General features: G+C 42.6%; 23 protein-coding genes, 1 tRNA gene and 2 pseudogenes. 10 read left to right on the top strand and 16 right to left on the bottom strand.

Going from position 1 to position 19,937, the window contains the following annotated elements:
- Positions 1-292, bottom strand: a 292-nt coding sequence (locus tag AND4_RS19630; RefSeq protein WP_186004055.1) for a DUF535 family protein, incomplete at its 3' end; no start/stop codon positions are given.
- 456 nt (positions 293-748) lie between these two features.
- On the opposite strand from AND4_RS19630, the gene AND4_RS14715 reads away from it, so the two are divergent.
- The gene (locus AND4_RS14715; RefSeq protein WP_009843770.1) at positions 749-1,873 is read left to right on the top strand and encodes a M14-type cytosolic carboxypeptidase; all 1,125 of its coding nucleotides are present in this window, start codon (positions 749-751) and stop codon (positions 1,871-1,873) included.
- A 622-nt stretch (positions 1,874-2,495) separates the two neighbouring features.
- Positions 2,496-3,458, top strand: coding sequence for an outer membrane beta-barrel protein (locus AND4_RS14720; RefSeq protein ID WP_009843771.1), 963 nt, complete (start codon positions 2,496-2,498; stop codon positions 3,456-3,458).
- Positions 3,459-3,599: 141 nt separating this feature from the next.
- Here the strand turns inward: AND4_RS14720 and AND4_RS14725 are convergent, their stop codons facing one another.
- On the bottom strand, positions 3,600-4,181 hold the full coding sequence (locus AND4_RS14725) for a TetR/AcrR family transcriptional regulator (RefSeq protein WP_009843772.1): 582 nt from the start codon (positions 4,179-4,181) through the stop codon (positions 3,600-3,602).
- A 124-nt stretch (positions 4,182-4,305) separates the two neighbouring features.
- Here AND4_RS14725 and AND4_RS14730 point away from each other — a divergent pair, with 124 nt between their 5' ends.
- The 6 genes from AND4_RS14730 (at position 4,306) to AND4_RS14755 (ending at position 7,603) form a co-directional block, all read left to right on the top strand.
- Complete coding sequence (locus AND4_RS14730; protein ID WP_009843773.1) at positions 4,306-5,346, top strand: alkene reductase; 1,041 nt, start codon at positions 4,306-4,308, stop codon at positions 5,344-5,346.
- 158 nt (positions 5,347-5,504) lie between these two features.
- Positions 5,505-5,843, top strand: coding sequence for a hypothetical protein (locus AND4_RS14735; RefSeq protein ID WP_009843774.1), 339 nt, complete (start codon positions 5,505-5,507; stop codon positions 5,841-5,843).
- Positions 5,844-6,112: 269 nt separating this feature from the next.
- The gene (locus AND4_RS20295) at positions 6,113-6,259 is read left to right on the top strand and encodes a hypothetical protein (RefSeq protein ID WP_186004056.1); all 147 of its coding nucleotides are present in this window, start codon (positions 6,113-6,115) and stop codon (positions 6,257-6,259) included.
- Positions 6,260-6,437: 178 nt separating this feature from the next.
- Positions 6,438-6,899: a hypothetical protein gene (locus AND4_RS14745; RefSeq protein WP_009843776.1), complete on the top strand. Its 462-nt coding sequence runs from the start codon at positions 6,438-6,440 to the stop codon at positions 6,897-6,899.
- Between the two features lie 119 nt (positions 6,900-7,018).
- Positions 7,019-7,095 (top strand) — tRNA-Pro (locus tag AND4_RS14750).
- A gap of 205 nt (positions 7,096-7,300) precedes the next feature.
- The gene (locus tag AND4_RS14755) at positions 7,301-7,603 is read left to right on the top strand and encodes a hypothetical protein (protein ID WP_009843777.1); all 303 of its coding nucleotides are present in this window, start codon (positions 7,301-7,303) and stop codon (positions 7,601-7,603) included.
- Between the two features lie 440 nt (positions 7,604-8,043).
- Here the strand turns inward: AND4_RS14755 and AND4_RS14760 are convergent.
- Positions 8,044-8,367, bottom strand: a pseudogene (locus AND4_RS14760) (DUF4113 domain-containing protein); the annotation flags it as partial.
- A 34-nt stretch (positions 8,368-8,401) separates the two neighbouring features.
- Here AND4_RS14760 and AND4_RS14765 point away from each other — a divergent pair.
- Complete coding sequence (locus tag AND4_RS14765) at positions 8,402-8,842, top strand: hypothetical protein (protein WP_009843779.1); 441 nt, start codon at positions 8,402-8,404, stop codon at positions 8,840-8,842.
- 71 nt (positions 8,843-8,913) lie between these two features.
- On the opposite strand, the gene AND4_RS14770 is transcribed toward AND4_RS14765, so the two are convergent.
- From AND4_RS14770 to AND4_RS14830, 13 genes and pseudogenes are all read right to left on the bottom strand, one after another.
- Entirely contained in the window at positions 8,914-10,134 is a 1,221-nt protein-coding gene (locus tag AND4_RS14770; RefSeq protein ID WP_009843780.1) for an MFS transporter, read from the bottom strand.
- Positions 10,135-10,147: 13 nt separating this feature from the next.
- Positions 10,148-10,981, bottom strand: coding sequence for an HEXXH motif-containing putative peptide modification protein (locus tag AND4_RS14775; protein WP_009843781.1), 834 nt, complete (start codon positions 10,979-10,981; stop codon positions 10,148-10,150).
- Positions 10,982-11,032: 51 nt separating this feature from the next.
- Positions 11,033-11,215, bottom strand: a complete 183-nt coding sequence (locus tag AND4_RS14780; RefSeq protein WP_009843782.1) for a hypothetical protein — start codon at positions 11,213-11,215, stop codon at positions 11,033-11,035.
- A gap of 440 nt (positions 11,216-11,655) precedes the next feature.
- A pseudogene (locus AND4_RS14785) lies at positions 11,656-12,255 on the bottom strand (DNA polymerase V subunit UmuC); the annotation flags it as partial.
- On the bottom strand, positions 12,255-12,662 hold the full coding sequence (gene umuD / locus AND4_RS14790; protein WP_009843784.1) for a translesion error-prone DNA polymerase V autoproteolytic subunit: 408 nt from the start codon (positions 12,660-12,662) through the stop codon (positions 12,255-12,257). The pseudogene AND4_RS14785 and the gene umuD, both read right to left, overlap by 1 nt.
- An 869-nt stretch (positions 12,663-13,531) precedes the next feature.
- The gene (locus tag AND4_RS14795) at positions 13,532-13,948 is read right to left on the bottom strand and encodes a hypothetical protein (protein WP_009843785.1); all 417 of its coding nucleotides are present in this window, start codon (positions 13,946-13,948) and stop codon (positions 13,532-13,534) included.
- Positions 13,935-14,315, bottom strand: coding sequence for a hypothetical protein (locus AND4_RS14800; RefSeq protein WP_009843786.1), 381 nt, complete (start codon positions 14,313-14,315; stop codon positions 13,935-13,937). Before AND4_RS14800 ends, AND4_RS14795 begins: the two co-directional genes overlap by 14 nt.
- Before the next feature lie 324 nt (positions 14,316-14,639).
- On the bottom strand, positions 14,640-15,194 hold the full coding sequence (locus AND4_RS14805; protein ID WP_009843787.1) for a hypothetical protein: 555 nt from the start codon (positions 15,192-15,194) through the stop codon (positions 14,640-14,642).
- A gap of 140 nt (positions 15,195-15,334) precedes the next feature.
- Complete coding sequence (locus AND4_RS14810; protein WP_009843788.1) at positions 15,335-15,730, bottom strand: hypothetical protein; 396 nt, start codon at positions 15,728-15,730, stop codon at positions 15,335-15,337.
- Positions 15,731-15,871: 141 nt separating this feature from the next.
- Positions 15,872-16,681, bottom strand: coding sequence for a Bro-N domain-containing protein (locus AND4_RS14815; protein ID WP_009843789.1), 810 nt, complete (start codon positions 16,679-16,681; stop codon positions 15,872-15,874).
- A 414-nt stretch (positions 16,682-17,095) separates the two neighbouring features.
- Positions 17,096-17,380: a MazG nucleotide pyrophosphohydrolase domain-containing protein gene (locus AND4_RS14820; RefSeq protein ID WP_009843790.1), complete on the bottom strand. Its 285-nt coding sequence runs from the start codon at positions 17,378-17,380 to the stop codon at positions 17,096-17,098.
- 472 nt (positions 17,381-17,852) lie between these two features.
- On the bottom strand, positions 17,853-18,179 hold the full coding sequence (locus AND4_RS14825; protein ID WP_009843791.1) for a hypothetical protein: 327 nt from the start codon (positions 18,177-18,179) through the stop codon (positions 17,853-17,855).
- Between the two features lie 337 nt (positions 18,180-18,516).
- Positions 18,517-19,410, bottom strand: coding sequence for a LysR family transcriptional regulator (locus tag AND4_RS14830; protein ID WP_009843793.1), 894 nt, complete (start codon positions 19,408-19,410; stop codon positions 18,517-18,519).
- A 209-nt stretch (positions 19,411-19,619) separates the two neighbouring features.
- Here AND4_RS14830 and AND4_RS14835 point away from each other — a divergent pair, with 209 nt between their 5' ends.
- The gene (locus AND4_RS14835) at positions 19,620-19,856 is read left to right on the top strand and encodes a hypothetical protein (RefSeq protein WP_009843794.1); all 237 of its coding nucleotides are present in this window, start codon (positions 19,620-19,622) and stop codon (positions 19,854-19,856) included.
- Positions 19,857-19,937 lie beyond the last annotated feature (81 nt).

Genomic DNA, 19,937 nt, shown 5'->3' on the forward strand with positions numbered 1-19,937 from the left:
GAATTAAGTCTGATACCGAGTTGTAATGCTCTACAACAAGCGACGAACGTTCGAAAGCCGGTCCATTCTTTATAATGTAGGGACGAAATGGTTTTTCTAAGAAGCGGTGTGTGCGTGTACAAAGAAGTTCTAACAAGGATGTGTCGATGTTGTCTGCGAGATACCTAAATGATTTCCGATAGAATAAAGCACGTGCGATGAATTTCACGCGGTAGGTCCAAATTGGACTATAAGATTCAGCATACTCATCAGAATAGATAGTTCTGCAGTGGTCAAGGATGGATTTATTCATGGTTATTTCACTCTAAACTCATTTCCAGATGTTCGGTTCTATTAAATAAATGCGTGAGCGTTTGATATAAAAAGCAAATTTGAGGCAAAAGAGAACTGTACTATGTCACGCAAGAATGGATGGAGATGATTTTGAACACCGTTCTTTTCCGATCGGAATTCTAAAGGAAAGTCGCAAAATTTATTGTAAGACTTAGTATGGATGTGTCAGGATTTGTTTTGAGCGGTATCTGTTAAACTTAATTATGGTTTGAAAATGGTTGTGTTTGACTATTTACGGGTTAGCTGACAAAGCGTGATTAAACCTCAGTAAACTTGAGACAGAACACTCTGCCCTAAAGATTTAGACAAAATGCTTGGGTTGAGACGGATAGGGAAGGGTGAAGTGTTAGAGGTACCTATAACACTTCAAGTTAGCCTCAATCTTCCAAGCGCAGATGCAAAAGTGAGTAATAGAATGAAAGTATTTAGTAACTTCGATAGCGGCAGCATTCACGTAGTGAAAGCGGACGACAAAAACGATATCCAACTCAAAATTCCGAAGGACAACATGTCGGAATTCTATCAGTGGTTCCATTTTCGTCTTGAGACAAGAGCCGAGCAACCACATACAATCAAACTACTCGATCTCGCGAAATCGGCTTACCCAGAGGGTTGGCAAGGTTACGATGTGGTTGCGTCTTACGATCGTGAAGAGTGGTTTCGCGTTCCTGCAGAGTTTGATGGCGATACGTTGACTTTCACTGTTATCCCAGAACGCAGTTCTATCTACTTTGCGTATTTTGCACCTTATACCTACGATCGCCACTTAGACCTGTTACACACGGCACAAAGCGCGCACCACTGCCAGCTTGAAACTCTGGGCCACACATTAGACGGTAACGACATGAGCTTACTGACGTTTGGTGAGCCAGAAGAAGGCAAAAAGAAAATTTGGATGATTGCGCGTCAGCACCCTGGTGAGACAATGGCGGAGTGGTTTATGGAAGGTATGATCCAACGTCTGCTAGATGAAAACGATACAGTGGCGCGAGCATTACTTGAAAAAGCAGTACTTTACGTGGTGCCAAACATGAATCCAGATGGTGGTATTCGTGGCCATTTGCGTACTAACGCCGCAGGTGTAAACCTGAATCGTGAGTGGCAAACGCCATCAATGGAAAAGAGCCCTGAAGTATTCCTAGTACGTGAGCACATGCTAAAAACGGGCGTGGATATGTTCCTTGATATTCACGGGGACGAGGCACTTCCTTACAACTTCGTGGCGGGTTCAGAAGGTATTCCTTCGTATGATAAAGAGATGGCTGAGTTAGAGAACCTGTTTAAACAAGCACTTCTGACTATTACACCAGAATTCCAAGACGAGGTAGGTTATGACAAAGATGAGCCTGGTAAAGCGAACCTGACGGTTGGTTCTAACTGGGTAGCGGAGCAATTCAAGTGCTTGTCCTATACCATAGAGATGCCATTTAAAGATAATAACAACCATCCAGATCCACTTTACGGCTGGTCGCCAGAGCGTAGTGTGTTGTTTGGCCAACATGTTTTGGCAGCAACGCTGGCGGTTTCAGATAGGATTTAAGCCATTTTACGCACAGTTCGCACTTCGCGAGCTGTGTGTTTTGTCAGTGTTTTTATTGCTTTATGTCTGGTTTGTGTCAATTTTTCTGTCAGCTAAAACAAAAATCCTTCAGTTTCTGGTGCTTATATAGGCATTGATTAGAAAAAGTAATTCGAACAACAATAAATCTAATTTATGATGGGCATGCTTGTTCTGTTAAAGTCGCTTTTGGGATTTTCGTCACAAAAGTTTCTGAACTCAATCATTTACAAACCACATGTATCCGGTCTTTATGCAGGCATAGTATCTAAAAGTTTCTTTTAGCCGCTAAGTTGTGTGCAAATCAACCGAGATAATCTTGCTTTGCCATCAAGCGCTTTGTGAGATGACGGTGCTTTGTGAATTTAACTCTGTTTGTTCATGCACTGATAGAGCACTGTGCTCAAATTTTGAAGCCTTCGATTGAGTATTTTATTCAATGCTCCATGAAGAATCTAAGTGTAAGACCTCGTCAGAACGAATCAGTTCAGATTGTTGACGTAATTTGTAATCACTTAAAACAGTGTAGGGACTGACTGTCGTGATGACCGCTTTAAGGTGGTAAGAGAGTAGTCGGGTCACCTTCGCATTAAAGGTAAAAATAATGAAAAAAATCGCTATTGCAGTGGCTACCGTTCTAGCTGGTGGCGTAATGTCGAATGTTGCTCTTGCTGATACTTATGTCGGCGGTAAGCTAGGTTACAATGCTCTTAACGATGCATGTCACCTTAATGCACCGTGTGATGATGATAGCTTTGCTGCTGGCATGCACATCGGTTACAACTTCAACGAGTACGTTGCTGCAGAATACGGTGTTGATTACTTGGGTAACTTCACTGCTAACTTCAATAAAGCTGGCCTAAACACAGTTGATGGTGACCTATGGGCACTAACTCTTGCTCCTAAGTTTAACCTACCAGTAACAGATTCTTGGAACCTATTCGCTAAAGTAGGTGCAGCATACATGATGGCTGGTGACGAGAAAGATTTCGTACCAACTGGCTCTCTAGGTGCTGAATACCAAATCAATTACAACTGGAGCCTACGCGCTGAGTACCAACGTTACCAAGACATGTCTGATGACATCATCGACGACATGGATGCTGACTTCTTCGGTATTGGTTTCAACTACAAGTTCGGTTCTGAGCCAGTTGTTCAAGAAGTTGTTGAAACTCGCCCAGCGACTAACATCGTTGACCAGGAGTACCCAGCTCAAACTACAACAGTACAATTCGGCCTAGAAAGTGCGAAGCTTCAAGACGCTTCTGCGTTCAACGGCACTGTTGAGCTAATGAACACTTACCCACAAGCGCAAGTTGAAATCAACGGTTACAGTGACACAACTGGTGCTGCAGCTTACAACCAACAGCTAACAGAGAAGCGTGCGCAAGCCGTTGCTGAGCACTTCCAAGCTGAAGGTATTGCGGCAGACCGTATGACGGTTAAAGGTATGGGTGAAGCTAACCCAGTTGCTAGCAACGAAACTCGCAAAGGTCGTGAACAGAACCGTCGTGTAGAAGTTGTTGTTCCAGCATTCCAATACCAAACAGAAGAAGCAGCTCAATAATTTCTTATTGATTTAGCTTTGGCTTCAAGCCAGTGTTTATTTACAATGCCGTTCACCTAGGTGAGCGGCATTGTTTTTTTAAAGTATCGGCTTGAACTTTTCTTCGCTATTCGGCGGAAAACCTCCCAACAGCGCATGGCGTTATCGGCAGACGTCTTCAAATAATTGCTGCGCTAATTCTTCTAAGATATCCGTTGTTGGATGAGTGTGGGCGAAAGTGCGCAAACCATAAATTCCCATCATTAGACTATGAGTTCGTTGTTTCGGTGTGCGTGAATTATCAACTTCGCCAGCAGCTTGCGCTCGTTCGAACACGTTAACAAAACCATCCTGCCAATCTGCCATGTTTTTAGCAATTACCGCTTCTACGGCAGGTGCTTGCTCGGTCAGTTCACTCAGCGCCTGTTGCGAGAAACACACACGCTCTGGGCCGCTTGAGGCGCAATTAGTCACAGTTTGCATTAGGTAGCTTTTTAAACCCGCAAGTATTGTCTTTTTACCCCTAAAGTAATCGGAAAATTCACCAGTGCGGTCTTTGTTATATTGCTCAAGTGCAGCAATTAAAAGCCCTTGTTTATTTTCGAATGCGCAATAGATGGAACCAGGGTGGAGCCCCGTCGCTTTTTTTAAGTCCTGCATGCTTGTCTTGTTGTAGCCCTTGCTGACAAAAGCGGCAATTGCTGCTCTAAGTACTTGTTCTTTATCAAATTCAGCGCTTCGCATTCTCATAATCTCTAACTACTTGATGCGCCATTGTAATTTATATTGAACGTTTATTCAAAAACTACTTGAATGATCGTTCAATAACATCTATCTTGAATGGGCATTCAACTAAGAGAGCTCACCAATGACTGACAACTTATTTCAATCGTTCGCCCTAAACGACACTATAACGCTGAGCAACCGCATCGCAATGGCACCACTCACGCGCTGTATGGCCGACGACAATCTAGTGCCAACAAAAGCAATGGCTGATTATTACGCCAAACGATCACAAACAGGGCTGATTATTAGTGAAGCCACTATCATTCGTCCAGACGGTCAAGGGTACCCGAATACTCCCGGACTTTTTAACGCAGAACAAATCGCTGGTTGGAAAAAAGTGACCGATGCGGTACACGCCAATGGCGGTAAAATCTTTGCCCAACTGTGGCACACAGGCCGAGTGGCGCATCCTCACTTTTTTGGTGGTGATGTATTAGCGCCTTCGCCAGAGCGTGTCGACGGAACTGTTCCTCGTATGCGCGATCTGACTTACGTTACGCCTAAACCTGTCACTCGCGAAGAGATTTCTCAATTGGTCGCAGATTTCGCAACTGCGGCCCGTAATGCTATCGAAGCTGGTTTTGATGGCGTTGAAATCCATGGCGCAAATGGCTATTTAATCGATCAATTCCTTCATCACGATGCCAACAAACGTACTGATGAGTATGGTCAAACACCAGAAAACATGACCTGTTTCCCATTGGCTGTTGTTGATGCGATCGCTGATGCTATTGGTTGGCATAAAACCGCATTACGTATTTCGCCGGGGGCATACTTCAACATGGCTGGGGATGAGCGCGATGGTGAGGTATTTACGTATTTCCTAGCACAATTAGAGCAGCGAGAGTTGGCTTATTTACACCTAGGGTTATTCGACGATAGCTTGGAGTTTGACTACCTTGAGGGCAATGCAACTGACTTTGTACGCCGTCACTACAGTAAAACGTTGATGGGTGTGGGTGGGTATACTGCGCAGACAGGTAGTGAGGCGATATCTCAAGGTCGCTTTGATCTCGTCGCTATTGGCCGCCCATTTATTGCCAATCCAGATTACATTGAAAAAGTAAAACAAGGTGTGGATATAACGCCATACAGCAGTGAGATGCTAGCCGAGCTGGTTTAACGTTTTAGACCAGAGTCTAGCTTTAGGCTCTGGTTATACTTCCCCTATGTGCCTTATTTAATTCTTCATCACCTTAGTGCCGTTCTGGCGTCTAAAACTCTACTAAGTTCCCCCCTGATAGTGATAAAATCTCACTATCAGAATTAGCGAGAACCTCTATGTTTATCCACCATGTTAACGGCATCGACTGGCTTGTAATCACTGCCTTTGAAGAAATAAAAACGATTTTTATCGAAGAGGCAGGGGCGATCCCCGGCTGTTTCTCTACTGACTGTGAATTGAATCTGATTGATCAAGCCAAGCGCAAGTATGGATATTTACCCTCACTCAGTGGCCTAGTTACTGACACTGGAACGTTTCAAGGCCGAGATAACGAAGAAGAGTTAAACCCACAGCTCGCTTGTTTAGTTGAGGGGCGTGGACGAGTGTTTATCTATCACGGTGGTTTTGTGGCTTTTGTCGATGACGAGCAGACCTTTATTACCCGGTTGGACTAAAAACAAGATATGTGAATAAAGTATGTGAGCCAAGGTTGTGAGTCCGCGTTATAGATAAGCAGTAATGGTGATCTTATCGGTAAGCTGATTCAAGGCAGGGCTACTGCTCATCAGATGTTTGAATTTAAATCGGATTCACAATCAGAGCGCGCATTTCCTCGATCCGGTTTTTGCATCGAATCGAGAGCAAAGTTTATGATTCAAATGGAAAAAGCATTGATTCAGATGAAGTAGAAGTCACTCCTGATTCCGCTGTGTACGCGCTCATTATGATAAGAAAGTCCCCAAATGATGTAAAGATAGATAATGTTACGGTAGAAAAAGGCCGTGGTGTAACTATTGAAGAAAATTGGAAATCAAGTCGCGACCCTAAAACGGCCAGTTCTGAGCTTAAGTGGAAAATTGAAGCCGTCTAATCTTTTTGTTTTCCATTGGAGATGAGAAGCATTTTATCAGCTCCAATTAGGTGGCCACTCACTGCTTAATCTTGCGTTAGGCATCGATTCGAAGTTCACTTTAGCATGGCATTATTTTCTCGAAATCGGACAAGCGATAGTATAATAATCAAAGTTCAATAATCATGGAGAGGACATGATGAATATAGTGAGAGTTGATGACAGTAACGCACATGTATACGCCAATCTTTACCAAGGGTACGGTGCAGAGTTTTCTCGAATTATTAATGACAAACCGAATGAGAATGGTTTGTTTGAGATATACCCTCAGCTCAGTGGTTCAGTGTCAGGTTATTTACTTTACTTAGACGGTCTCCCTGCAGCATTAACAGCGATAGACGAGAAATCTCCAAATGCTTACGAAATTTGTGACTTTTACGTATTACCGTGTTTCCGAAAGAATAAAGTGGGGAAACGTTTTATCTCCAGCTTGTTCGAACGACTTGGTGGTTCTTGGGAGATTAAGCAGGTAGCGGGTGCGGAGCATGCCATCAGTTTTTGGCGAGACGTTGTGGGCGATTATACCTCGGGTAACTATGTTGAAGACGTTTATCAAGACCATAAATGGGGAACAGTCACAAGGCAGTGTTTCTCGCACTAAAGTTGCTCACATTAGATAGGTCGTACAAACACTGTAAGTCCGATTCGCAACGTGCGGCACTTTCTATCATGAAAGAGTTCAGTTGACGAGTTTGGAAAAAGTCATTAGATTATGCCAATCGGACTGTAGCGCAGCTTGGTAGCGCACCGTCATGGGGTGTCGGGGGTCGGAGGTTCAAATCCTCTCAGTCCGACCAAACACCTACTGGAAAGGGGGAAGTTTTTAACAACTTCCCCCTTTTTCTATTTATCAGCAGAGCGGTATGGTTGAGCGCTGAATGTCAATCAGTTGGATATCAGAGCAAGAAATTGGTTTGGTGTTGGCTCAATTCAAGTGATCAATATCGTTTAAGACCATGCAAAATAAACCTTTTTAAGGGCGTCAAATAGGAAGTTTGCTTCATGCGAAAATCAGATAAGAAGGTCGAGAATCTAATTAGAAGTGTTTTGACTGAAGTTTGTGAAGACACGTTAAAAGGTTACGATGGTTTTCTTTGGGTGAGTCATACCGTTAAATTTTCCTCCTTTCCGCATAGCTTAGAAATTGTTTGTGTGTTCGAAACGGAGCAAGACAGAGCAGACTTTTTATTGGGTGAGGGCCAGCAGCATGTCTCAACAGCCATCCAAAAGGCGTTTGATCAGGCAGGAGTTCAACTAAAGAACGTAGGCAAGCAAATCCGTTACGATATAAAGCAAAATCGTTAGTGCCAGTTAACCTTTTCAATCAGGCAGATTAGATCTGAATGAGCACACTTAATAATATGCTTGGCATAACGTAGTGGTACCAAACACAAAGGACAGGCGCCCTACCTCTCTGCTTCTTAGTTATTTCTTACACGCAAGTACATCTCGTACACGAACGACTTTCCCTCTCACTAGAACAAGAGGGGCTGATTCGCTCAGTTAAGTTCAACTTTGAGGACAAGAACCAATTCGCTAGGGCTTCTCGCAGTAGCGATAGATGCGGATTGAAGATTAAACTCAGCCGTTTCCTGCTGAGATGTATGATGAGATCATCCAACTCGTCTCGGAGAAGGTCAATCAAGATTAATACTTAGCCCCGCCGTAGAGTGGGGCTATTTTTTGGGGACAATGGGGGTTGTTTTGCTTAGAACCATAGAGAAGCGCAGTTTATGATCAAAGGCTCAGCACTTAACCTGAGGTAAATCACCCCAAGCTGTTGTGTACTGTGGCGTTAACATCTGACGTCGCATTTGCCACTTTTGCTCTATGCCTTGCGCCCCCAAAAACATCGTATTCTGGCCATAACGTTGATTCAGACCATCAAACACCGACATCAGCGGCGTATTGTTTGGGGTTGGGTTAAACAAATCCACTTGCTCTTGCCGCCCATTAACCAAATCCAACAGACCAACGCCCACTTTGTAAAAGCGCACCCCCTCAGAAAAGAGCGAGTGGGTTAGCTCAGAGACCACCTTGGTGATCTGCGTGACATCGGCCGTCGGGTACCCCAAGCTGGGAAACGAGCTTCGCAAGCCCGCCATGGAAGAAGTCGGAGCCAGGACCAAGGTCTTCAGTCTCGAAGGGCCGGGAAGCCAGAAGCCCCTCTACATTGAGTGGGTACTGGACAAGTGCAGCAGGGAGAAGGTCTCTCCCGGTGACATCATTACCCCGGATGCCGTCACCCTGCTGGCAGAGAGGCTGATAACCCCGCTGCAAATCACTCACTATCTGTCACAGGCTCTGGCCAAAGGACACAACACTGGAACCAAACCGGTCAACCGAGAGATTGTGGAATCGGTCCTTTCGCCGGATTTGGATACCCTGGAGCCGCGTCTGGCCAGAGAGGGGTACGGTGTCGGCGTACTCTGCGATCACCTCAATGCCCGCCGCAGCGAAGTCCGGGCTTACCTGAAAGGTCAGTTGTCTGCAGGGCGGACTGAAGAGTTCAACCGGGAGACACACAAGCTGGGTATTCTATAACTGTTATTGGACTTTGTTATGCTTGCTTCCACGCCTCACCCCGTATGCAGAGGTGAGGCCTTGCAAAGTGGCTAGTCAAACCCTTTGTTCGCTCGCAATGAAAGCAACAGGCACATTGGAACAAGAAGGATTGTCGTAAATGATATTATTGGTTGGTTCCCTATCATATCGGCAAACAGGAATATGACCAAACCGCCAACTGGAAGCATCAGAATATTGATGAGGTAGAACACCCCCATTACCTTCCCGACATTCTCTTGTTCAATGATGGTGGTTCTGAGAGTCTTATTGAATATGTTAAACAGGGTAATGCCTACCATTGACGCAGCAAAACCCATGACATAAACAACGAACTCCGAGGTCATAGAAAGGACAAGAAAACCGATGGCAAGCAATGTAAGTCCTACAATCGAAAATGACATCATTGACATTCTCTTGATCAGGAACGGTATAACGAACAGATTGGCGAAACCAAAAGCACCACCAATAAAGTTTAGTATCCCGTAGTATTCCTCACTCAACTCAAATACACCTGTGATGATTGCTGCATGTGACGAAATCACAACAGCAAAAAGAAAGTTTATGAAGCAATTCAATACTGCCAAATAGAGCAATGGCTTGCGTTGGAGTATGTAAGACACTCCAAACCAAAGCCCAGCCTTTTCTGTTACAGGGTGGGATTCGACACTCTTTACCCGATGGAATGTAATGGCAACAAAGCTCATCAGGAATATTGCGCCTGCAATTGCCAGAACCTCCACGAGTTCAAATGAGGTGGAAGCGTATGCCGCAAGAGCTGGTCCAAGTGTCCAGGCCAGAAGTTCACTGGACTGAACATAAGAGTGGACAATGGATACATTGTTGTCTTCTTTCAGAATGGCAACATTCTTCTCGGCGCCAACCCTGCTGAAAGGCAACAGGAAGGAAAGGCCAAACGCACAGCCCAGTATGATACCCAATGAGAGGTTGGAGTAGTTATATATAAGAAAGCTGGATGCCGCGATGATTGCAAACCTAGCCAAAGAAGAAATTGCCAGAGTTTTCTTTGGCCCGACCCTGTCAGCGATCAATCCAGATATCGGATACATCACAATCGCTGGTATCCACTCTAACATGAAAGCCAATCCCGCATAGGACGCACTTCCTGTCAGTTCTAGGACAATTAGTGGGATAGAAAAAATAACAAAGGATTCTGCAAGAATCCCTAGAAATACGGCTGCAAGAAAGCACAGTAGAGATATACTCATTCCGCCAGACAGCCTGTGGCTTTTTATAGCCTTGGAATCAACCATTTTACAGCCTCAACTATGCGAATGATTTCTCTACAAGTGAAAAGTCTCTCTGACGATTGAAGTGGTCCAGATCCTCGACAAGTTGCTTCCCATAAGGGGTGAATGTGTCTATTTTATCTACGACACCGTTGACACAGTCATCAAGTGAATTTGTAAACTCCTGCATCATGTCATCTTTCCCAACCAAGCTTTCAAAATACAGAAGAGGTACGGTGACAAATGCAGAATGGATAGCCTTGTCTAAGGGTCTCATATCCCCAACTCGGACAGCAGAAAGAACCCTGTATTCATCTTTATCCAACTCTGAGGCAGGCTTTGAGAATATTTTATTGACCATGTCGCAGATAAAGACGTTCAGATGCGTAGCTTCGTGAATCAGCGTATTAGCGACGTCCATTGCCGTCCAGTCATCGCCAATACTGATACATATGACTCCGGGCAGGTGCGAGCCGGTGCCTCCGCCAATTCTGGGTGAGTAGACGAACACCACATCGGTGGTTACGGCCTGAACGAGATTGTAGAGATCCGTGGACTTTTCGTTAATCAAGGCAAGCGCCTCTTCATACAAAGAGAGGCAGTGGTCCCTGTACTCTTTTGACTGTAGGGATATTTTCTCGTCAATATCGGCAGCTTCAGAGAAAACCCCCTGTCTTATGGCTTCTTTCGCAATTTGAGTATCATGGAACTGTACTGATATGTTGGCCGAGCACTCCATTCCTCTAATTGTGGATACCGCCTTGGCGTACATTTCTTTGATCGGTCTAGAGGCATCAAACTGCTCTTTAAGCACCGCTTTGGATAGCTTCTCAATATTCTCATTGGCATGAGAGAGACTTAGAAAAATCATTCTTACTCCTCGTTGAAGAAGTGGCATTTAAGCCACTTCCCGCAATAGCAATTACTTTTGGCTTTCCACTTCGCGTTCAATAGTCCAGCCACCCATCATTGAGCGGTTTTCTTCAGAGAAGAACTCTGAAACATTGGATTCGCTTGAATCGTTGCGTTCAATGGTCCAGCCGCCCATCATTGAGCGGTTTTCAACGGCGAAGAAGTCGTCAACATTTGCTAGTACGTTTTCCATTGCATTAATCCTTATATTCAATACGTTAAGCAATCACAGCATGTGAAAGCGAATATGAATATCCCTAACCAGTCCAGTAATGTAAACACAGTGTATCTATTATTGTAATCTTGCTTATGCAACTTTGTTATCAGGTGGTCAAGGTATGGCTGGTGAAATGTATCCATTGATAGGGTTGTGGCTAAGTTGGCATGACTTAAACGGAGTACTGTTCTCGGCATATCACCTAATAGTTAGCTAAATCATGGATCTTCGTTCAGAAACACTTACAACTACAGTTTCAAATAATGTGGGCAACAGACGGTTATAGAATCACCTAATGTGGGCAACCCGCCGGATACGGTCAGATATTGTGGTCAACGCGATTTTTATAGCGTCACTTATTGTGGGCAGGAAAAAACTTATGAGTGCGAGATTTTGGATTTATAAATGCGAGCAACAACACCTAGTTGCTTTAGGTGGGTAGTGAGCCGTTTGCCGACGCCCCACACATCACTTACTGAGAGCTGAGCGAGGACGCGTTCTCGTTCCACTAAAGTATCGAGCACGCACACCCCATTAAACCCAGCGATCTTCTTGGCGGCATGGTTGGCGATTTTGGCCAGAGTTAACGTCGGCCCCATCCCGACACAAACGGGTAACCGGCATTCACGCCACACCGACTTTCTGAGTGTTTGGCCATGCTCACGAAGACACGGGATCGCCGCTGCGGTTCGCTCAAAAGAGAGGAAAGATTCGTCAATAGAGTAGATGTGCTGCTCTGGGGCAAATCGGCCAATGACCGCCATCATCTTGCTCGACAAGTCTGCGTATAGCTCATAGTTAGAGGAGAGGGCAATAACGCCGCGCTTCTCGCACAGTGCCTTCATCTGAAAGTAGGGCTTAAATTTCTCGATCCCGCACTCTTTGGCTTGGCGGTTCGCGGCGACCACGCAACCATCGTTATTGGAAAGTACCACGATAGGCTTACCACGCCATTCCGGGCGGAAGACTTGCTCTGCGCTACAGTAAAACGCGTTGGCATCAACCAGGGCGAACATTACGCCTGTCCCAACAAATGACTGGCTCGGTGACAGCGTATCGAACGTATGACGACGCCCTCAACCGTGAAAATATCACAATCCTGCACCAGAACCGGCACATGGTTAGGGTGAGCAGAAAGCAGCTGACGATGCTTGATATCAATCAGCTTACAAACGAACTCGCCGTTTAGATTAGCGACAATCACATCCATATTACTCAAAGTTACATGGCGATCGACAATCAGAATATCGCCATCGAAAATCCCCACGCCTTGCATCGAGTCCCCGCTTGCCCGGCCCAAAAAAGTCGCGCTGGGATGCTCTATCAATAACTCATCCAAATCGAGCGAGAGTTGGCGGTACTCCGCAGCTGGTGATTCAAAGCCAGTGATGCCAGCACGGGCTGAAATAGGAATAACGTCCATAAATAATACTGTTTATATATACAGTGTTATTATGGGTAAAAAGAGTCCTCAGCGCAAGTGATAGGTTGGGGAGTATTGGTTGATTTGGCACCTTAATGTTTAATGTGTTAATTTAAGTTGTTGTTTTAAATGATTATTTTAAAAACATTGAAAATAAAGAAATGGAACGTAAGTTGATTAATGATGGGGAGGCTGCCGCGGTTTAGCGAGTTTTTGGACACAAATGAGTTTCGGGAATTTAAATATTAGCAAAACATGAATAACTTGAGGTATGGGAAAGTGAAAAAGCCCACTTCCAGAGGTTGAGAAAGTGGGCGAAAGAACACAACACAATAAAGCAGAGTTTGCAGAGATAATATTGTTAAGCGTGTGGGTGCATACTTAAACGAGTTGTTTATGACCAATAACTCATATTTTGACACTTTCTAGCTTGAAAGTACCATGGATAAAAGTTCAAAATGAGAAGCTTTGGAAAATTATCATTACCCCCATGACCGACCTTCACCAGCTAACTAAAAGTTGGATAATGGCTTGCCAGCGATTTTACTAAATTAGTAATTAAATAGTGATACAATAATCTTTTATATGAAGGGGAGATATAAATGGAACTCATTTTTTTACCATTTTTAATAGTTTTTTTGTTCTGGAAACAAATAGAAATGGAAATAGATAATATATTGATTAGCGTAATATTCTTTTTGTACGCTATAGGCTTATTTCTTTTTGTGGACCTTCCGACAAATGCCAGAATTGGTAGCTTGTTCATAGGGCTACCTTCTACCTCTTATCTAGCGTTTATATTTCCTTCTCTAATACCATGCGAAGAAAAGGTGGTTAAAACCACCTCTTGTATTATGCTTCTTGTTACTTCACTTCTTTTGTTCTACTTTCAACTTTTCGTATATGAGCAATAAATCAGTCTCTAGATTGTAGTTTTGAAGGCGTTTATCGAGTTCTTTTATAAAAACCAATTCTTCCTCTGTAAGCTTCGCCGAATCCATTTCGTTATAAACAGAGAGCGTTGTTTTTAAGTCAGATTCATTCATGTTTCCAATGTAGTTCAGCTCTTCTAACTTTGAACAAGATTCTATTCTCAAGCTACGAATTAAAGGAAGATATTCCATATCTTTGAGAGATACCAACTTTGTGGTTAAATCAGGCTTGGCTTTTTCAAAACCTATGCATTCTTCGACTTTCGCGTAGTATTTATCTAGTCGTTCGTCAGCAAATATACCAGAAGACATAGTAATCAACATTAAACAAGCTGATAGCTTAGCGCATCGCATTGTACATACACCTCCAAAACATTTTTTCTTGATATGTTAACGATGGTTTCATATACATTCTTGCTGAAATGTCTTCCACCCTACGTACCAGCAGTGGATTAGATGATCTCATAGCTTGGTCTAGTAATTGAAAATCAGTTGTGTATATTTTGTATGACGCTCCAATTACACCGTTACCGCCGAAGATATCAAGCATTGCTGATGCACCAATAAAAACAGAGAGTGCTTTGGCCATATCTTGCAATTCTCTTATTTCTTCAATCGCATTTCTGCTGTCGGAACCAAAACGAACACTACTAAGATCACTACACGACATAAGTTTAAAGCCTTTCCTATTGTTTAGATTAATCAAAATTTTCACTTTCATCACTACTGTACATTGCTGAAATAATGTAAACAATGTTGCATAAAGAATAGCTACGGAATCACTATAAAAAAAGTTATTTAGAGGGTTAAAGACTGGATTTTATACCCTCTAGATGGGTAAGTTTTTTAAAAATACCAGCAAGTAAGATGCGAAAGATTAAAAGTGAGCTGGCTACACAAGGGTAACAATCAGCCCGAGAAGCTTTTGGGCAGCAATTAGTTAGACCAAATATTCTAAATTGTTTTTGGACAAAAGTAAGTTAGGGTTGAAGCTCTAACTCTTTCCTTGAACATTAGAAAATGTATTTTGAGTCTTAAACATTTATTATGTGTACTTATCTACGAGTTTCTGAAGAGAGCTAAACTCGCCGACACCACAATTATCATACAACAGACGGGCTCCATCATTGCTCCGGCAATGGACAGGAAAGAAGCTAGCGCATTTAGAAAGTAACCACATAGTTCTTGTTATACCGTCAATAAAGCCACTGTACACTAGGGTTTCTTCTTTGAAACCAATTACCTTATCGGGTAAAAGAAATCTTTTTTTATACTCATACTTTTTAACTATTTTTGTTTTGCACACAACTTTAGCCAAAGGAACAGGGTTGCCTTGACCATAAGAAAACCCTTTAACAGCCTTATGAAATTTTCGATCTTGCTCATACGTCTCGGATAAAATTCTAGGTTCTGCACTGATGGGATCTTGTTTGCAAAGTGCTAAAAACTTTGCACTATCAACCCATACAATATAGCGTTCATCTTTACACTCATTACCAAAGTCGATACGCATGTAGGCATTCGTCTCATCTTCTAGAGGAATAGAGTAAACTAAAGATTTACCCAAAAAACTTGTTTTTATTTCAATGGGTAAGAACATTTAACCTCCGTCCACATAACACCGCATTAAGGTGTGAGGCACGCAATAACGAAGCTTCTGCATACCACCTTAACCACTAAAACCAACGCATAGTAAAAATGCCACGCGTTGCGAATCACCCTTAAACAGTTTGTATGGTGCTATGTTCGAAACCATACGCCAAAATCTTCTGAGGCTAACACCGCAAGATAGAACATTACTCCGTAATAATAAACTGGGACTTGTCTTAAAGACTTTAAGAATCCACTATCGGCTTTGATGAACCCTTGAAGTTCTTGTTCAAGCACTTTCTTTTCATCCTCATCATCGTGCTCCTTGATCAAGGTTCGAACAAGTCTTATTTCCTTAACTTTTGGAGCTAAGCCAAATAGAGCCAATATAATGGGGAATGAAAATAGTGCAGCCTTTTGAGGGTTTGGAAAACTCAAACAAGTCAGTGATATCGTGAAAACAAGTATCCCAAATACTTGATTAAAATAGTTAGTTAGACTTTTAGTCTCGGCATCGTATTTTTTTCTGTTGATTAAATAACTCATTTACAATCCTCTTTTGAGGGCACCATAACGCCCTTTAAAGGTGTGAGCAACGCAATACAAGAGCCGCCGCATACCGCCTTAAACACCAAAACCAACGTATAGTGAAAATGCTACGCATTGCGACCAATCTTAAACAGATTGTTAAGCGTCTTCTTCACCACTCGGTGAAAGACGAGCATAAGTAAGAGCTAATTCTATTACAGGCATTGGGAAGCGCTGCTCTTCACGAATACAGTTGAAAGAAGGTAGATAATTAAAACCCTTTTCAGAAGCGATTTTCTCGCAAAGTGCGATTACATAGTTGAGTTCATTTATGGAGATGTTGAGAGAAGCCAAAACATCAGCCACATCGTAGAACTCATATTTAGGTAAATTAGCGGATTCAACCGTAACTAAACGTTCACCCAATGATTGAATTTTTTTACTTTGCCCTTTAATCGTATTACTCTGCTCACCCACTTTTTCGTCCAGTTTCTCGAACTTTTCTTTTGAATTGCGAATAAACTGGCTCAAGAGCTGCGATTGTTTAGCTTGTTGATCAGCTAATTGAAGGATTAGATCGTCATCAGAAACTTCTGGTGGTGGGTAAATGCCATATTTTCTGATTGATGGCATAACTTCCTTTATGACCCAATTCTGGAACTTCTTAGCACCAGAGCTATTGGACTGAAGAGCAACTCGGTAGACACCAGGCTCACTAACAAAATAGTCCGTTCGCTCGATACCATTTTCAATAATGCTTTCCATAAAGCGCTCATCATCCTCAAGGGAAGACAAACAAGCTCTTAAAAATGAAGTTTGATCCGAAGTAGACTTACCATCGATGTGTTGCGATTCCTTTGAAATCACTCGAATTACATCAGGCAGCAAGAATAGTGTTTCACCATTTTTCTGTAGCGTTTTTATTTCAAGTTCACCCATGGAACTTGGGTACAACAAAACATCAAACATTCAATTCCCTCATTGATTGACCTAAGTTGCATATTTTATCACTACTCAGAGAGCGGATACACACCTAGATGCTTAACGCTTTCTATACTACTTTTAGCCGTCCTTCATCGTCCTATAATGCGGTGTTTATTACCGTAGTTCCATTGATAATCAGTAGGTTATCTAGAATAATGAGAGATTAGACCGCAAAATAACGCATAATTTTGAGTAGTAATTCGCACTGAGGTGGAATAGGGAACTTTCGAGCTAAAACAGCCACGGGTAAAAAATCAATTTATGAAATTTCTATCTTTCCTTGGCCTCGTTCCGACCTAAGCTCCAGTGACGACAAAAATTCGACTTGGCAGTATTACCTAACTCATGGTAAAAATGCCACGCGTGCCGCATCACTCTTGAACCATGTGTATACGCGTCCTATCGATTGTACTTAGCCTTATTCAACACTTCTTTGAGTTCATGTGTTTTCTCGAGGTTTACACCGTGAATATTGGCTAAAGCACAAACATAATACAACACGTCATATAACTCTTCTGCTATTGAACCTTTGAGTTCATCTAGCGTTGGTTGCCCATGTTTACCTTTGCGAATAGATTCCGATAATTCACCAACTTCTTCGATTAGTTTTAAAAAATAGTGTTCAGATTGCTCTGGCGCAAAATCGAATTCTTTTATATGAATTTGTAACTCAGATAACTTCATAACGTCCTTTTTGAATCATTTGCAATAAAGCCTATAACGCTTTCTTTACGGCTTTTGGCCGTCTTTTATCGTCCTATAATGCAGCCTTTTCGATCACAGTTCAATTAAAAATCAATAGGTTAATGAGAGTGGCTGGGTATTAAACCACTAAATGACGCATAATTTTAAAAAAGCTTGATTAGGCACTTAATCGAATGACTACAGGTAAGGCAAACGTACAGTCTAATATTTTGAGTAGATATTTGCGCTGAGAAGGAATGGGCACTTTCGAGCTAGAAAGCGCCAAGGGTAAATTCAGGTCTATGAAGGCTCTGGACAATTATTGGTTTCGGAACATCGAACATTAGCAAAACATGAATAACTAGAGATATGGCAACGTTGTTGTGAAGTGCTAGTGCAATGAGTAAAATTGCACTAGCAAAAGGTGTGATTAGTTATGTTCGCACTAAGTGCAGTTACGTTAAAGAAAAAATCACTTAGTAAAATTTTCTCGCGTTTCTATTACCACTGAAGAGTCAGATGTTAGCGTCACTCTCTGAGTGGCGTCAGGGTAAGTAATCATCATTTCATTACCAAACACACTGCTATTCGACACGGTCCCCATATAGCTTTCAATATCATACACCATAATATCAGGCCCATATTCTGATTCGATACACTGAGAACTGATACTTAAAACCTTTTCCCCACCGCTCGAAGACCAAACACCATCAAACTGAGATTTAGAGCACATAGCTAAAGCATTGGTAGAAAAAAAAGAAACCCCAATGACTACTGCGAATATTTTTTTATTAATCATAAATAAACCATGTTAAGCAAAAGAATGAATAACATAACATATAAAACAGGGTTTATAATGGGTGAGGTGGTTTTTCTTAGCTTATTTCGCCAAATTAAGCACTTAAATTTATTTACTGTTAATCCCATTTTAAAATGTCCTCTTTTCTCCCAAGTAGAAATGTCCCCTTTGGGAGAAGAGAAACAAGGATAGTGAGTTGCCAAGAGCCAAAGCATCGTTACAGAAGGCGTCACAATGACGCCTTTTCTTATTTCCATTCGTCAACCTGCTCTCAGAACGGCTAGAAGTCCCTGATTGCTATCTTTTAGTCGCAGTCGCTCTACTGGATTTAAGTGGGTTATTGCGTGATTTGGGAATGTTGATTGACGATGGGCTTGATCAGGCTAAACAACCATTGATTTTGAGGATCGTATTGTTGCGAGCGACGGCAGCTCATCACAAAGCTTACTCCAAGATCGAGTCCGCTTGGTAGCTCGATACTCCGACAGCCTTTGGGGATATTACCATCCATAGTTATTCCGTAATGATCCGTTTGCATGATGATATTGTGGATCATCGTTGGATGCTCAATCTGGACCTTGGGCTTCACGTCAAAACCGATGTTCTTCAAACGGTCCAGTATCGGGTACTTGTGATCGTTCCAGCCTGGTGTTTTGAATAATACGAAGGTGCAATCTTCTAAAGATTTGAAATCTTGCGCTGGGTGATCTTGCCGGACAAAGAACACTGCTGTTCCTCTTCCCAGTTCTTTTTGAGCAATGGACTGAGGAAGGTTTTCATCGAAGTAATGAATCGCTATTGCGTTCTCCCCATCAATGATGCGGTTACGTGCGTCTGCTCCCCATCTTAAAAATGAGTAGTTCGCATTGGGTGCTTGCTCAAGTAGTTGCAAGTAGAGTTTATCGCCATAGCGGTCCCAGAATAGTGTATTGGCGTAGATAACGACATTACCGGAGTAAAGAGACGGTGAAAACTCTTGTGGTTTGATTGCATCAATACTGGTTAATATCTTCTCGAAGTGCGGCATGTTGGCTTCTACAAAGGAGGTCGGTTCAAAACCGTTTTTGGTTTGAATAAAGAGAGGATCGCCCAGCTGAGCTTTCATTTTGGTGAGGTTCTTGCTGATGGCACTGGAGGTTTTGCTCATCGATTCCGCCACCAAGCGAACATTACGTAGCTCATACATACGCTTCAATACCAACACATTTTGCATATCTAGGTTGATTGTCATTCTTTTACTCCAGCCAGCTTTGCTACGGAATCATAACTCTGCTTTTCCAAATAAAAGACAGGGAATAGTCAATTCTAAGTTTCTGGCAGAACAGCATTTTTTGACTGAGGATTTCCATTTGGTAAATTCTGGTTTTCCTCGGTGTAGTGAAGGTGCAGTGCTAGAGTTTTCACATCAAAACGATATATCACAAACAATAGAGGTGACGTATGAAAAAACTAATCGCACTAGGCTTAATGGTTTGTTCTGCAAACGTAGCATTCGCTAGCGATGGGTCGTACACGGGTACCGTTGATATGACAATGAGCCAAGCAAACCAAGTTGATGTGGAGCGTGTGGACTCAAATATGACGCTTAAAGGTCGAAATGATGCTATTTCTGGTGGTGTTGTGATTCAAACTGACGCTTCTAAACAACCGATTCAGCTACGTGGCCGCCGCGACTGAACGACATTAATGAAAGTCATCTTGCTCTCAATGCCGCGTTTATCGCGGCATTGTCGTTTTTGTACTTAGGGTCAATAATAC

The organism is Vibrio sp. AND4, assembly GCF_000171815.1.
Classification (GTDB): domain Bacteria; phylum Pseudomonadota; class Gammaproteobacteria; order Enterobacterales; family Vibrionaceae; genus Vibrio.